The sequence below is a fragment of the Microbacterium trichothecenolyticum genome (assembly GCF_030818955.1).
In the GTDB taxonomy this organism is placed as follows: domain Bacteria; phylum Actinomycetota; class Actinomycetes; order Actinomycetales; family Microbacteriaceae; genus Microbacterium; species Microbacterium trichothecenolyticum_B.
On the sequence record NZ_JAUTBF010000001.1, the window covers coordinates 1,460,181 to 1,474,523 of the forward strand.

Below are 14,343 nucleotides of genomic sequence, written 5' to 3' on the forward strand. Positions count from 1 at the left end.
TTCGGCCATACGCGCGCCTGTGACCTCCCGCGGCGTACGGAAGCCGGAAGTCATCGAGCCCGCGCGTCGCCGACGAGTCTCACGAGGAGATCGGGGCGACGGAAGAGCATGGCTCGCGTCACCCTCACGATCCGCCACCCCGCCGCCGCCAGACGTTCGTAGCGTTCCAGGTCGCGTTGCCACTGCGCGGGATCCGTCCGATGCTGGTCGCCCTCGTACTCCACGCCGACGCGCACGTCCGGATAGGCCAGGTCGATGCAACCGACGAAGCCGTCGACGTCGTACACGTCATGATTCAGAACGGGTTCGGGCAGGCCGCCGTCCACGAGTGTCAGCCGAGTCCAGGACTCGGTCCGAGACGCCGAGCCGACACGAACCCGAGGGAGCGCATCTCGCACCGCGACGATGCCACGTCGCTTTGGCGCGGCATCCACAGCCGCTTGCAGCTCCTCGATCGTCACCAGCGGATCACGGATGACGCGACCCCGCGGCCCCGCCACGCGGACGCTCGTCACGGCGGCGTCGGCCGCGGCGACGAGGTCGTACGGATGCCGAAGCTCTGACCCGAGCAGGGCCCAGGTCGTGGCGGGGTCAGTGAGGAGAGCACCGCTCGAGGAGGTCCGCACACCCACCCCGTGCGGCTTCAACTGATGTCCACGGACGCCTCGCCCTTCCGGCGCGCGCGCGGGTGCGACAACGGAGACGTGCACGACATCGTCCGTCAGAGGGGGAAGGGGCATGGCCCACAGGAGAGCCGCGGTGGAGTGGGAGAAGAAGGCGTGGGATCCGATGATCGCGCGATACGCCTCGACCCGGGTGAGAATTCTGCGCTCGCGCTGCGTCGCGGGGTGTACGTCGGTGTCTTCTCCGCTCGGCGACATCCGCACACCGTGGAACGGTCGCGCCCACTGTCGGGAGTCGACGAAGCGCCGCGTGGCGCCCTCGCGGAGCGCGTCGCCGGTGGTGAAGACGTGAACGGAAGGCGATGTCATCCCGACATCCTGCCGCCCTGGGAGGCGTCGCCCCGTGCGTTGTCCACAAGCCGCCACGCCCGCCCGACACCGCTGCCGCTAGGTCGCGCGGCCCATCCTGCGCGCCCCGCCGAGCCCCCCGGCTGACTTCGGCCAAACGCGCGCAATCCCCCGCCTCCGCCGTACAAAAGCCCCAAGTCAGCGTCCTGCGTCACGCCCCTGGCTCGTCCCGTGCCTCGCGACGACGCTGACTTCGGCCGAACGCACGCCCCGGCGGCGTCTTGGCGGGCGTTTGCCCGAAGTCACGCGCCTGTGACTCACCCCTCGGACGCGCCGGGGGCTCACTCGCCGGCGAGAGCCGCCAGACGTGCCTCTTCGTCGGCGGTGATCGCCGACTCGATGATCGGGCCGAGGGCGCCGTCCATCACCTGGTCGAGGTTGTAGGCCTTGTAGCCGGTGCGGTGGTCCGCAATGCGGTTCTCGGGGAAGTTGTAGGTGCGGATGCGCTCCGAGCGATCCATGCCGCGGATCTGCGAGCGGCGCGCGTCGGCCGCCACGGCATCCCGTTCTTCCTGCTGCTTGGCGAGCAGGCGGGCGCGCAGCACGCGCATGCCGGCCTCGCGGTTCTGCAGCTGCGACTTCTCGTTCTGCATCGACACGACGATCCCGGTGGGCACGTGCGTGATGCGCACGGCCGAGTCGGTCGTGTTCACCGACTGGCCGCCGGGGCCCGACGAGCGGAAGACGTCGATCTTGAGGTCGTTGGGGTCGATCGCGACCTCTTCGGGCTCGTCGACCTCGGGGAACACCAGCACGCCCGTCGTCGAGGTGTGGATACGCCCCTGCGACTCGGTCGCCGGCACGCGCTGCACGCGGTGCACGCCGCCCTCGTACTTCAGGTGCGCCCACACGCCCTGAGCCGGGTCGCTGGACGAGCCCTTGATCGCGACCTGGACGTCCTTGTAGCCGCCGAGGTCGGACTCGGTGCGCTCGAGCAGCTCGGTCTTCCACCCCATGGATGCCGCGTACTGCAGGTACATGCGCAGCAGATCGGCCGCGAACAGGGCGCTCTCGGCCCCGCCCTCGCCGCCCTTGATCTCCATGATCACGTCGCGCGCGTCGTCGGGGTCGCGCGGGATGAGCAGGCGCCGCAGACGCTCCTGCGTCTCGGCGACCCGTTCCTCCAGGGCCGGCACCTCGTCGGCGAACGCCGCGTCTTCGCGAGCGAGCTCGCGCGCGGCATCCAGATCGTCGGATGCCGAGACCCAGGCCCCGTACGCGTGCACGATGCGGTTCAGCTCGGCGTATCGCCGGTTGACCCGCTTCGCGCGCGCCGCGTCGGCGTGGACCGCCGGGTCGTTGAGCTCGAGCTCGACCGCGCGGTGCTCATCGAGCAGCCCGCGGACGGACTCGAAGATGCCGGACGCTTCGGCAGGCTCAGCGCCCACGGATCAGCGGATGCTGTTGTCGTCACCGCCGCGCGCGGGCGCCGGGATCGACTTCTGCATCTGCACGAGGAACTCGACGTTCGACTGCGTCTCTTTGAGCTTGCCGAGCACGACCTCGAGGGCCTGCTGGGGCTCGAGACCGGCCAGCGCACGGCGGAGCTTCCAGGTGATCTTGACCTCGTCGTTCGACAGCAGCATCTCTTCGCGACGGGTGCTCGAGGCGTTGACGTCGACGGCGGGGAAGATGCGCTTGTCGGCGAGCTGGCGGTTCAGGCGCAGCTCGCTGTTGCCGGTGCCCTTGAACTCCTCGAAGATCACGTCGTCCATCTTGGAGCCGGTCTCCACCAGCGCGGTCGCGAGGATCGTGAGCGATCCGCCGTTCTCGATGTTGCGCGCGGCACCGAAGAAGCGCTTCGGCGGGTACAGCGCCGAGGCGTCGACACCGCCCGAGAGCACGCGGCCCGAGGTGGGCGCCGCCAGGTTGTAGGCGCGGCCGAGGCGGGTGATCGAGTCGAGCAGCACGACGACGTCGCGGCCGAGCTCGACCAGACGCTTCGCACGCTCGATCGCGAGCTCCGCGACCGTGGTGTGGTCTTCGGCCGGGCGGTCGAACGTCGAGGCGATGACCTCGCCGCGCACGGTGCGCTGCATGTCGGTGACCTCTTCGGGGCGCTCGTCGACGAGCACGACCATGAGGTGGACCTCGGGGTTGTTCGTCGCGATCGCGTTCGCGATCTGCTGCAGCACGATCGTCTTGCCGGCCTTGGGGGGCGCGACGATCAGGCCGCGCTGGCCCTTGCCGACCGGGGCGACCAGGTCGATGATGCGCTGCGTGAGCTTCTCGGGGCCGGTCTCGAGGCGCAGGCGCTCCTGGGGGTAGAGCGGCGTGAGGTTGTTGAACTCGACGCGGGCGGCGGCGTCGTCGACGGACAGGCCGTTGATCGAGTCGACCTGAACGAGAGCGTTGTACTTCTGACGCCCCTGCTGCTCGCCCTCGCGCGGCTGCTTGATCGAGCCGACGACGGCGTCGCCCTTGCGGAGGTTGTACTTCTTCACCTGGCCGAGCGAGACGTACACGTCGCTCGGGCCGGGGAGGTATCCGGTGGTGCGGACGAACGCGTAGTTGTCGAGCACGTCGAGCACACCGGCGATCGGTACGAGCACGTCGTCTTCGCCGATCTCGGTCTCGAACTCGTCGCCCGTGGTGTTCTGACCACGGCGCTTGTTGCGCTGGCGGTTGCGGCTGTTGGCGCCGCCCTGCTGCTGGTTCTGCTGACCGTTCTGCTGCGCGTCGCGCTGGTTGCCGGCCTGCTGGCCGCCCTGCTGCGGCGCCTCGGCGTCGTCGGCGGTGGGCTGCGCGGCGGCATCAGCGGGCGCGTCGGCCTTGTTGCGGTTGCGGTTGCGCGAGCGGCTGCGGCCACGGCCTCGGCTGGGGGTCTCGTCGGCCTGTTCGGCGGCGGGGCTCTCGGCGTCGGGCGTCTCGGATGCCGAGTCCTCGGCCGCGGAGTCGGCTGCCTGCTCGGCGGGCGCGGCACCATCGACGGGTGCGTCGGTGTCGGCGGTTTCCGCGTCGGCCGTGGGCGCCTCGGTGATGGGCGCTTCGTTCTCGGGCGCGTCGGCCGCGGGCGTGGCTGCTGCGGCGTCGGTGGCGGTCTGCGCTGCGGCATCGTCGGCGACATCGGCGGCGGTCGTCGCGGGGGTGGTCGCGGTCGCGTCCGACGCAGCGGCAGCGTCGGACGCGGCGGCGGCCTCGGCTGCGGCCTCCGCGGCGGCGGCCTTCTCTTTCGCGCTGGCGGTCGTCGCACGGCGAGGTGCTCGCTTGCGCGGCGCGCGGGCGGGCTTGTCGGCGGGCGCGGCCTCCTCAGCGGCGGGGGCGGGCGCGGCCTCGTCGGCGGTGGTGGCCGGCGCGGCCTCCTCCGCGACGACAACGGTCTCGGCGGCGACGGGCTCGGCTGCCGTCGCCGCAGCCGAAGCGTCGTCGGCCGCAGCCGCGTCGGCGACGGGGGCTGCCGCGGCCAGTGTGTCGTCGGTGAACAGCGCCTCGGGCTGCTCGTCGGCGACAGGCTCGGCGTCGACAGTGGCGGCCGGGGTCTCGGCGTCCGCGCTATCGGACTCCGCGGCGGCGTCGGCCGGCTCGGTGACGGGGGTGTCGGTAGCCGTGTCCTCGGCAGCCTGCGAGTCAGCGGTGGGCTGCTCGTCGGCGGGGGTCTCGACGGCCTCGAGCGCGTCGACGGGCTGGGTCTCGGAGATGGACTCCACGAGTGCTCCTCAGAAAATGAAACGTGATCAGATCGCGCTTCGCCATGCAGAACGCAGACGAAGAGACACCAGCGGTTCGGGAGACTGCAGCCGAGACCGGGTTCGCGATGTGTTGCGGATTTCGCAGGTGGTGCAGAGGCTCAGATTCGCGACTTACGCGGAACCCTCTGCGTTTTTCACTGTACCACCCTTGACGTCGACGGCGAGCATGAGCGCCTGCCACGGGGTGTCGACCACGGATGCCATGAGATCTGCAGCGGCAAGTCGCTGCCCCGGCCCGTCGGCGAGCACGAGCACGCTCGGCCCCGCACCCGAGACGACAGCCGCGTATCCCTCGGCGCGGAGCGCCCGCACGAGGCGGTCGGTCTCGGGCATCGCCTGGGCGCGGTAGTTCTGATGCAGCTTGTCTTCGGTCGCGGCCATCAGCAGCTCGGGGCTCTGGGTCATCGCGGCGATCAGCAGGGCCGAGCGCGAGACGTTGAACACCGCGTCCTCGCGCGGCACCTGCAGCGGCTGAAGGCTCCGCGCGACGGCGGTCGACATCGTGAAGCTCGGCACGAAGACCAGCGGCGACACACCGCGGTGCACGATGAGCTGCTTGTGCTGGGGGCCCTCGGCATCCATCCAGGCGATCGTGAGTCCGCCGAACAGGCCGGGCGCGACGTTGTCGGGGTGTCCCTCCAGCTCGGTGGCCAGACGCAGCAGGTCGACGTCGCTGAAGACGACCTCACCCTCGAGCAGGCCCTTGGCAGCCAGGATGCCGGCTACCACCGCCGCGCCCGAGGACCCCATGCCCCGCCCGTGCGGGATCACGTTGTGCGCGGTCAGCCGGAGCCCCGGCAGGGTGCGCCCCACCGAGGCGTATGTGTGCGCCATGGCGCGCACGACGAGGTGCGACGCGTCGCGGGGCACGTCGTCCGTGCCTTCGCCCGAGACCTCGATCTCGAGGCGGTCGCCGTCGAGCTGCTCGACGACGAGCTCGTCGTAAACGCTCAGCGCGAGGCCGAGGGTGTCGAAGCCGGGTCCGAGGTTCGCGCTCGTGGCAGGAACGCGCACCGCGACCCGACGGCCGGGGCCTGTGGTCACGCGGTCACCGGCTGCAGGTCGAGCACCGAGGCGACCTCCGAGGTGGTCGCGTCGACGACGGTGGGCTCGACGGTCGTGCCGTCAGCCTGGCGCAGGGCCCACTGGGGGTCCTTGAGGCCGTGACCGGTGACGGTGAGCACGACCTTGGCGCCGGCGGGGACGACCCCGGCCTCGGCCCGGTCAAGCAGACCCGCGACGCTGATCGCCGAGGCGGGCTCGACGAAGATGCCGACCTCGCCGGCGAGGATCTTCTGCGCCTCGAGGATGCGGGCGTCGTCGATCGCGCCGAAGTACCCGTCGGTGGCGTCGCGCGCTTCGAGCGCGAGCTCCCACGAGGCGGGGTTGCCGATGCGGATCGCGCTGGCGATCGTCTCGGGGTTCTTCACGACCTCGCCGCGCACGAGCGGGGCGGAGCCGGCCGCCTGGAAGCCGAACATACGGGGCACCGTGGTGGCGACGCCGCGCGCGGCCTCTTCGCGATAACCACGCGAATACGCGGTGTAGTTGCCGGCGTTGCCGACGGGGATGAAGTGGAAGTCGGGAGCGTCGCCCAACACCTCGACGACCTCGTACGCGGCGGTCTTCTGGCCTTCGATGCGGTCGGGGTTGACCGAGTTGACCAGGTGCACCGGGTAGTGGTCGGCGAGCTCACGGGCGATCTCGAGGCAGTCGTCGAAGTTGCCGCGGATCTGGATGAGCCGGCCGTTGTGGGCGACGGCCTGGCTGAGCTTGCCCATCGCGATCTTGCCCTCGGGCACGAGGACCGCGGCGGTGATGCCGGCGTGCGCGGCGTAGGCCGCGGCCGAGGCCGAGGTGTTGCCCGTCGAGGCGCAGATGACGGCCTTGGCGCCGTGCTCGACGGCGCGCGAGAGCGCGACGGTCATGCCGCGGTCCTTGAAGGAGCCGGTGGGGTTCATGCCCTCGAACTTCACCCACACGTCGGCGCCGGTGCGGCGCGACAGCGACGGGGCGGGCAGCAGCGGCGTGCCGCCCTCGCCGAGGGTGACGACGGTGGAGGCGTCGGTCACGCCCAGACGGTCGGCGTATTCGCGGAGGACTCCGCGCCAGAGGTGTGCCATGTTCAGTTCCCTTCCACGCGCAGCACGGAGACCACGCGCTCGACGACGCCGCTCGCGGCGAGACGCTCGACGGTCTCGCTCAGGTCCTGCTCGCGGGCTTTGTGTGTTCCGATGACCAGACGCGCGGATCCCGCGCCGGTCGCTGAGCCTTCTGCTTCGGTCGCTGAACCTTCCGCTTTGGTCGCTGAACCTTCCGCTTTGGTCGCTGAGCTCGTCGAAGCGGCGGATGCCTCGATGACCGTCTGCTCGACGGTGGCGATCGAGACGCGACCCTCGCTGAGGATGCCGGCGACCGTGGCGAGCACGCCCGGCTTGTCGTCGACCTCGAGCGTGATCTGGTAGCGCGTGATGACGTGTCCGATGGGCACGGCGGGGAGGTTCGCACGCGTCGACTCGCCCACGCCGACTCCCCCGGCGATGTGGCGCCGCGCGGCGGACACGACGTCGCCGAGCACCCGCCGACGCGGTCTGCACGCCGCCCGCACCCGCGCCGTAGAACATGAGGTCACCCGCAGCCTCGGCCTGCACGAAGACGGCGTTGTTGGCGCCGTGGACGCTGGCCAGCGGGTGCGAACGGTCGACGAGGGCGGGGTAGACGCGCACCGAGATGGACTCCGAGGCGTCCTCGGCCGTCAGGCGCTCGCACACGGCGAGCAGCTTGATGACGTATCCCGCGTGACGCGCCGACTCGATCATGGTGGCGTCGACGGAGGTGATGCCCTCGCGGTGGACGGCATCCAGGGGCACGGTGGTGTGGAAGGCGAGGCTGGCCAGGATCGCGGCCTTCTGCGCGGCGTCGTAGCCCTCGACGTCGGCCGTCGGGTCGGCCTCGGCGTACCCGAGCTCCTGCGCCTGGGCGAGCACGTCGGCGAAGTCGGCGCCCTCGGTGTCCATGCGGTCGAGGATGTAGTTCGTCGTGCCGTTGACGATGCCCATGATGCGCACCACACGGTCGCCGGCGAGCGAGTCGCGCAGCGGCCGGATGATCGGGATGGCGCCGGCGGCGGCGGCCTCGTAGTACACCTCGGCGCCGACCTGATCGGCGGCCTCGAAGACCTCCGAGCCGTGGGTGGCCAGCAGCGCCTTGTTGGCGGTGACGACGTCGGCGCCCGAGGCGATCGCGTGCAGCACCTGCGTGCGGGCGGGCTCGATGCCGCCCATCAGCTCGATGACGATGTCGGAGCCGACGATGAGGGTCTCGGCATCCGTCGTGAAGAGTTCGCGCGGGAGGTCGGCGTCGCGCTTGGAGTCGACGTTGCGGACGGCGATGCCGGCGAGTTCGAGCTTGGCGCCCGCGCGGTCGGCGAGCTCGTCGCCGTGCTTGAGCAGCAGGTCGGCGACCTGCGAGCCGACGGCGCCGGCGCCGAGGAGCGCCACGCGAAGCGTGCGGTAGTCGGTCATTCGGTGTCTCCGTGGGGTGTTGCGGTGGGGGCGGATGCCGGGATCCCGGCGTCGCGCGAAAGGAGGTCGGCCACGGTCTCGCCGCGCACGATCACGCGGGCCTCGCCGTTGCGAACCGCGACGACGGGAGGGCGCGGCGTGTAGTTGTAGTTGCTCGCCAGCGAGAAGCAGTAGGCGCCGGTGGCGGGCACGGCCAGCAGATCGCCGGGCGTGACGTCGGCGGGGAGGTACTCGGCATCCACGACGATGTCACCCGACTCGCAGTGATGCCCGACCACGCGCGAGAGCGCCGGAGTCGCCGAGCTGGTGCGCGACACGATGCGCGCCGAGAAGTCCGCGCCGTAGAGCGCGGGGCGGGCGTTGTCGCTCATGCCGCCGTCGACGCTCACGTAGGTGCGCTCCAGGTTCTCGGCCGCGGTGACGGTCTTGACGGTGCCGACCTCGTAGAGGGTGACCCCTGCCTGGCCGACGATCACGCGGCCGGGCTCGGTGGCGACGTCGGGCATCGGGATGCCGCGCACCGCGCACTCGTCGGCGATGGCATCCAGGATGCCGTCGGCGATCTCCTCGATGGGCCTCGGGTCGTCGACCGCGGTGTACGAGATGCCGAAGCCGCCGCCGACGTTCAGCAGCGGGATCTCTCCCCCGGCGAGCAGGTCGGCGTGCAGGTCGACCAGACGCGCGGCCGACTCGCGGAAGCCGCTGGAGTCGAAGATCTGCGAGCCGATGTGCGCGTGCAGACCCACGAAGCGCAGGCTCGGCAGCTCTCGGATGCGGGCGACGGCCTCGGCCGCACCCTCAAGCGAGAAGCCGAACTTCTGGTCCTCGTGAGCGGTGGCGAGGAAGGCGTGGGTCTCGGCATGCACACCGGTACGCACGCGCACGAGCACCGGTTGGACGACGCCCTGCCGGTCCGCGATGGCGGCGAGTCGCTCGATCTCGATGGGGCTGTCCACGACGACCGAGCCGATGCCCACCTCGACGGCACGCTGCAGTTCGCCGACGCTCTTGTTGTTGCCGTGGAAGCCCAGCCGCGCGGGGTCCGCACCCCCGGCGAGGGCGACTTCGAGCTCACCGCGCGTGCAGACGTCGACCGAGAGACCCTCGTCGACGACCCAGCGCACGACCTCGGTCGACAAGAAGGCCTTGCCCGCGTAGTACACGCGCGCCTGGATGCCGTGACGCGCGGCCGCGGCCGCGAAGGCGTTCTTCGCGCGACGCGCGTGCTGGCGCACCTCGTCCTCGTCGAGCACGTACAGAGGAGTGCCGAAACGATCGCGCAAGTCGAAGACTGAGACCCCGCCGATCTCGACGGAACCGTCGTCGACGCGGTGGGCGGACGACGGCCAGATGGGCGCGACGAGCTCATTCGCTTCGGCCGGGGCAACGAGCCACTCGGGCACGAGCGCAGAGTGCGAGGCGGACACAGAGGAACCAATCGGGTTTTGCGGCGACGCGACGGCCGCGGATCACGGCTGCTGCCCCCGCGGAGAGTCACGCGGTGACAACCCCGCAAGTCTAGAGCACGGCGTATGCCGCTCCCTTCCCGGGGCGCTCGAGGATTGACACATAGCTGAGGGGCGGCGCATCCAGCGCCGCCCCTCATACCCGCTGACCATGATCAGACCGACAGGTTCCCTCGCACCGTCGCGACCGCAAGGGAACCCGTCGTTGGCGTTCACGCCGTGATGTAGTACTGGTTCCAGTTGCGCATGCCCTCACCGATCGCGGTGATCGCCCGGCCGGAGAGTCCTATAACGGAGACCGGGGTAGTACGCGTGGTCGTCGTTCCGTCTCCAAGGCCGCCAGTGCTGTTGGCTCCCCATGCCTTGACCGTTCCATCGGTAAGCAGTGCGTATGCGGATGCCGCCCCACCGGAGACGACCGACACTCCCGACAAACCAGTCACCGAGACAGGCGTCCACCGGTCGGTCGTCGAACCATCGCCGAGTTGCCCGGAGTCGTTCTTGCCCCACGCCACCACGGTGCCGTCCGAACGAAGGGCGTACGCGGAATCGTTCGAACCCGAGATCTGCTTCACGCTGGAAAGACCGGGCACAGCGATTGCCGTCCAGCTATCCGTCGTCGAGTTGTTCCCCAGCCGGCCATTGCCGTTGTATCCCCACGCCCGGACCGTACCGTCGGTCAGCAGAACATAAGCGCTCGCACCGCCACCCGACACCTGCGCGACGGTCACGTTATCGAGACCCTGCACTTTCACGGGCGTGTACTGGTCCGTCGCAGAGTTGTTGCCGACCGCTCCACCCCAGCTGTTCTCTCCCCACGCCCAGACGGTCCCGTCCGCCAACAGGGCGTATCCGTTCCACGAACCCGCGGCAATCTGCGCCACGTTCGTAAGGTTCCTCACCGCAACGGGAATAGCGCTGTCCGTGGTCGTCCCATCTCCGAGGTTCCCGTACCAGTTCGGACCCCACGCCTTCAGGGTTTTATCCGACATCAACGCGTAGAAGTGATTGCGCCCTGCCGCGAGCTGGGTCACACCCGACAAGCCCGGAACCTTGCCCCATGCATTCCGCGAGCTGACACCGGACCCGTCACCCAATTGGCCGTAACCGTTATCGCCCGCGGTCCAGACAGTCCCATCCTTCAGAAGTGCCGCCAGCGACGCGTCACCGCCGACGATTTGCTTGACGGGCGACGGGAACAACGTCAAACCCTGCGTCGGAGTAGACGTCCAGTTGACTCCCGCAGCCCCGCCCTGCTGACGACCCGACGCCAGATAATTCGCACCCAACACCGAGAAGGCAGCCCTCGCAGAATTGGGGCCGCTCACGGCGCTTACGCTCAGCACAGTTCCTGGGCGCGTCCACGCTTCGGGCGTGACAGTTGTCTGAAAGACGCCGGAGGATGCTGTGGCCCCCGAGGATGCGCCAAGAACCGCGCTCCCCGTCGCAGACAGGGAAATTGAAGCACCGCCGACTCCGGTAGACCCCGCCATTACCTTGGCCTGTACCGAGCCGGCTTGTCCTGCGGAAACGAAAGCATCGACGTTGACTGCGAGCGTCGAGTCTCCTGTGATGTAGTACTGGTTCCAGTTGCGCATGCCCTCACCGATCGCGGTGATCACGTGACCGGACAGTCCGATCACGGAAACCGGCGCGCTCCTGTTGGTGGAGGAGCCGTCGCCGAGAGCGCCGATGCTGTTGCTTCCCCATGCCTTGACCGTGCCGTCGGCCAGAAGCGCGTATGCAGACGCGGCACCGCCGGAGATGACGGACACGTTGGCCAATCCGGTCACGGAAACGGGCGTCCAGCGATCAGTGGTCGACCCGTCTCCCACCTGCCCGGAGTCGTTCTTGCCCCACGCTTTCACCGTCCCGTCCGTCAGCAGCGCGTAGACGGCGTCGCTCGAGCCAGACACCTGCTTCACCCCTGACAGCCCGGGGACAGTGACGGCCGTCCACCGGTCGGTGGTCGTGTTGTCGCCGAGTCGACCGTTTCCGTTGTATCCCCATGCCCGGACGCTTCCGTCCGACAGCAGGGCGTAGCCGCTCGCACCGCCACCGGTGACCTGCGTCACCGTCACGTTGTTCAGGCCCTGGACGCGGACTGCCGTGTACTGGTCCGTCGACGAGTTGTTCCCGACGGCACCGCCCCAACTGTTCTCCCCCCATCCCCAGACCGTTCCATCCGCCAGCAGCGCGTAACCGTTCCACGACCCCGAAGCGATCTGCACGACATTCGACAGGTTCGCCACTGCCACCGGCGTCGGGCGATCCGTCGCTGTGCCGTCGCCGAGATTCCCGTACCAGTTCGGCCCCCACGCACGCAGAGTCTTGTCCGCCATCAACGCGAAGAAGTGGTTCCGACCGGCAGCAAGCTGCGTCACGCCCGACAACCCCGGAACTTTCCCCCAGGCGTTACGCGAGCTGACCCCCGAACCATCACCCAACTGGCCGTAGCCGTTGTCGCCCGCCGTCCACACGGTCCCGTCCTGCAAGAGAGCCGCCAACGACGCATCACCACCGACAAGTTGCTTCACCGGCGACGGGAGCAACGTCAAGCCCTGCGTCGGCGTGTCGGTCCACTGGCTTCCAGTGGCAGGACCACCAACCTGACGCCCCGACGCCAAATAATTCGCACCCAACACCGAGAAGAAGTCCGCACTCGAGGCGGCATCCGTCGATCCACTCACTTTGAGCTGGGCACCCGGCCTCGTCCACGCATCGGGTGTGACAGTTGTCTGAAAAACACCTGACGAATCTGTCGCTCCCGAGGTCACACCGAGGACAGCGTTGCCTGTGGCTGTGAGGGATACCGTCGCCCCGGCTACCCCGGTCGATCCGGTGGACACTTTGGCCTGTACCGTTCCGGCCGATCCGGCCGACACCTGCGTCTGGACCACGTCGACATTGAGCGTCAGGGCGCCCGCGATCGCGAAACGCGCGTCGACACTGCTACTCCCACCCAGCGATGTGACAGGGATACCCGCCGGAAGGTTCGCCTGCACGGGAACGTTGGAGGGGTTTCCGGTGTACCCGTTGCCGATCTGGCCGTGGTCGTTCACACCCCACGTCCACACCGTGCCGTCGTTCTTCAGAGCGAAACCGGCGGCGACCTCCGCGACATTGGACAGTCCCTGAACGGCCACCGGCGTCGCCGAGGCGGCCGACGCCCCGTTTCCGAGCTCCCCGTTCTCGCCATCGCCCCACGCCATCACCGTCTTGTCGGCCATCAACGCGTACCCGGTCTGACCGGCGGCCGCGATCTTCACCGCGTTCGAGATGTTGACCACGGGAGCAGCGGTGTAACGGTTGCCGGACTGGGTCGAACCGTCGCCCATCTGGCCCTTCCAGTTACCGCCCCACGCCATGATGGTGCCATCGGTCCGCAGGGCATACCCCGCCACCGACGTCGCCGCGATCTGCGTCACCCCCGACACCCCGACGACCTGCACCGCCGACGTCCTTTCGGTACTCGTCGTATCCCCCAACTGACCGAACCCGTTGCGACCCCACCCGATCACGGTGCCATCACTACGTAACGCCAGACCGAACCACGACCCGCCCGCAACCTTCACCACACCACTGGCGCCCTGGACAGTCACGACCGACGTGGAGAAACTCTGCGTGTTGTAGTCGTTGCCGTTCCCCAATGCCGAGAACGCGTTCACACCCCACGACCGCACCGTCCCGTCAGCCAGCGCGGCATACCCGGTCTGATACCCGGCCGCAATGTCGACCACATTCGACAGGTTCGGGATCCGCTGCGGCGGCCAATACCGGTCCGTCGTCGTCCCATCAGCGAGTTGGCCCTGACTGTTGCGCCCGACGCCCCAGACATCGCCGTTGTCGAGACGGAACAGCGTGAAGTTGTTCCCGCCCTGCGCCACCTGCACCACCGGCGACGGGAAGACCTTCATCACCTGAGACGGAGTCGGCGTGTTGTCACCGGTGCCAAGACCGCTCATGCCGAACACTCCCGAACCCCAGGCGATCAGGTTCGCACCCAACACGGCGAACGACTGCGTCGCATTCGCGTTCGCCGACACCGCCGAAACGCTCACCGTCGAGCCCGGAGTGGCCCACGGCTTGTTCAGGTTGAAATTCGCGGTGTACTGACCCGCACCGTTGGTCACGCCATCAGCCGCATCGAAGCTCGAGCCATCGGGACCGCTGAACGACACCGGCTGACCCGCCTGCGGCTGCCCCTGCGCGTCTTTCACGGTCACCGTCATCGGCACCGCGCCCGACGCCGGCACACCTGACGACGGACCGGCGATGGTCAGGTTCGACGCCTGCGACGCATTCGCGAAAGCCGGCGTCGCCGACGCGATCGACAGCGCAGGAACACTCCACGCCGCCGCAGCGACGACGGTGCGGCGTGAAAGAGGCGAGCCGAGGCCCTCCTCGACACGCTCATCGGGGGGAAGGATACGAGCAGACGACACGGGCAGACTCCTCAGGTCTCGAGCGAACAGGTGCGGCCAGCGATCGGCTCCGCATGCCCGAAAGTACGACGGCTCGTGCACGCGCCGAACGAAGTCGCTCCGTGAGACTCGCCGGGTGATTCAGAGCGCCACGAGCGCGCGTGCGCCCAGAATCCGCTGAGTACGGCACATGTATAAATGCATGACCC

General features: G+C 69.1%; 7 protein-coding genes and 1 pseudogene. All 8 read right to left on the reverse strand.

Annotated features, from left to right (window positions below; genetic code table 11):
* Nucleotides 1-50 precede the first annotated feature (50 nt).
* The 8 genes and pseudogenes from QE412_RS07020 to QE412_RS07055 all read right to left on the reverse strand — a co-directional run bounded on the left by QE412_RS07020 (nt 51) and on the right by QE412_RS07055 (nt 14,155).
* Nucleotides 51-992, reverse strand: a complete 942-nt coding sequence (locus QE412_RS07020; RefSeq protein WP_307481536.1) for an endonuclease domain-containing protein — start codon at nt 990-992, stop codon at nt 51-53.
* 320 nt (nt 993-1,312) lie between these two features.
* On the reverse strand, nt 1,313-2,389 hold the full coding sequence (gene prfA, locus QE412_RS07025) for a peptide chain release factor 1 (protein ID WP_307487069.1): 1,077 nt from the start codon (nt 2,387-2,389) through the stop codon (nt 1,313-1,315).
* Nucleotides 2,390-2,422: 33 nt separating this feature from the next.
* Entirely contained in the window at nt 2,423-4,678 is a 2,256-nt protein-coding gene (rho, locus tag QE412_RS07030) for a transcription termination factor Rho (RefSeq protein ID WP_307481537.1), read from the reverse strand.
* A gap of 153 nt (nt 4,679-4,831) precedes the next feature.
* On the reverse strand, nt 4,832-5,764 hold the full coding sequence (gene thrB / locus QE412_RS07035; RefSeq protein WP_307481538.1) for a homoserine kinase: 933 nt from the start codon (nt 5,762-5,764) through the stop codon (nt 4,832-4,834).
* Nucleotides 5,761-6,843: a threonine synthase gene (gene thrC, locus QE412_RS07040; protein WP_307481539.1), complete on the reverse strand. Its 1,083-nt coding sequence runs from the start codon at nt 6,841-6,843 to the stop codon at nt 5,761-5,763. Before thrC ends, thrB begins: the two co-directional genes overlap by 4 nt.
* A gap of 2 nt (nt 6,844-6,845) precedes the next feature.
* Nucleotides 6,846-8,244 (reverse strand): annotated as a pseudogene (locus QE412_RS07045) (homoserine dehydrogenase).
* Nucleotides 8,241-9,671, reverse strand: a complete 1,431-nt coding sequence (gene lysA, locus QE412_RS07050) for a diaminopimelate decarboxylase (RefSeq protein WP_307481541.1) — start codon at nt 9,669-9,671, stop codon at nt 8,241-8,243. The pseudogene QE412_RS07045 and the gene lysA overlap by 4 nt, the downstream one beginning before the upstream one ends.
* Nucleotides 9,672-9,922: 251 nt before the next feature.
* The gene (locus QE412_RS07055) at nt 9,923-14,155 is read right to left on the reverse strand and encodes an Ig-like domain-containing protein (RefSeq protein ID WP_307481543.1); all 4,233 of its coding nucleotides are present in this window, start codon (nt 14,153-14,155) and stop codon (nt 9,923-9,925) included.
* Nucleotides 14,156-14,343: the final 188 nt, after the last annotated feature.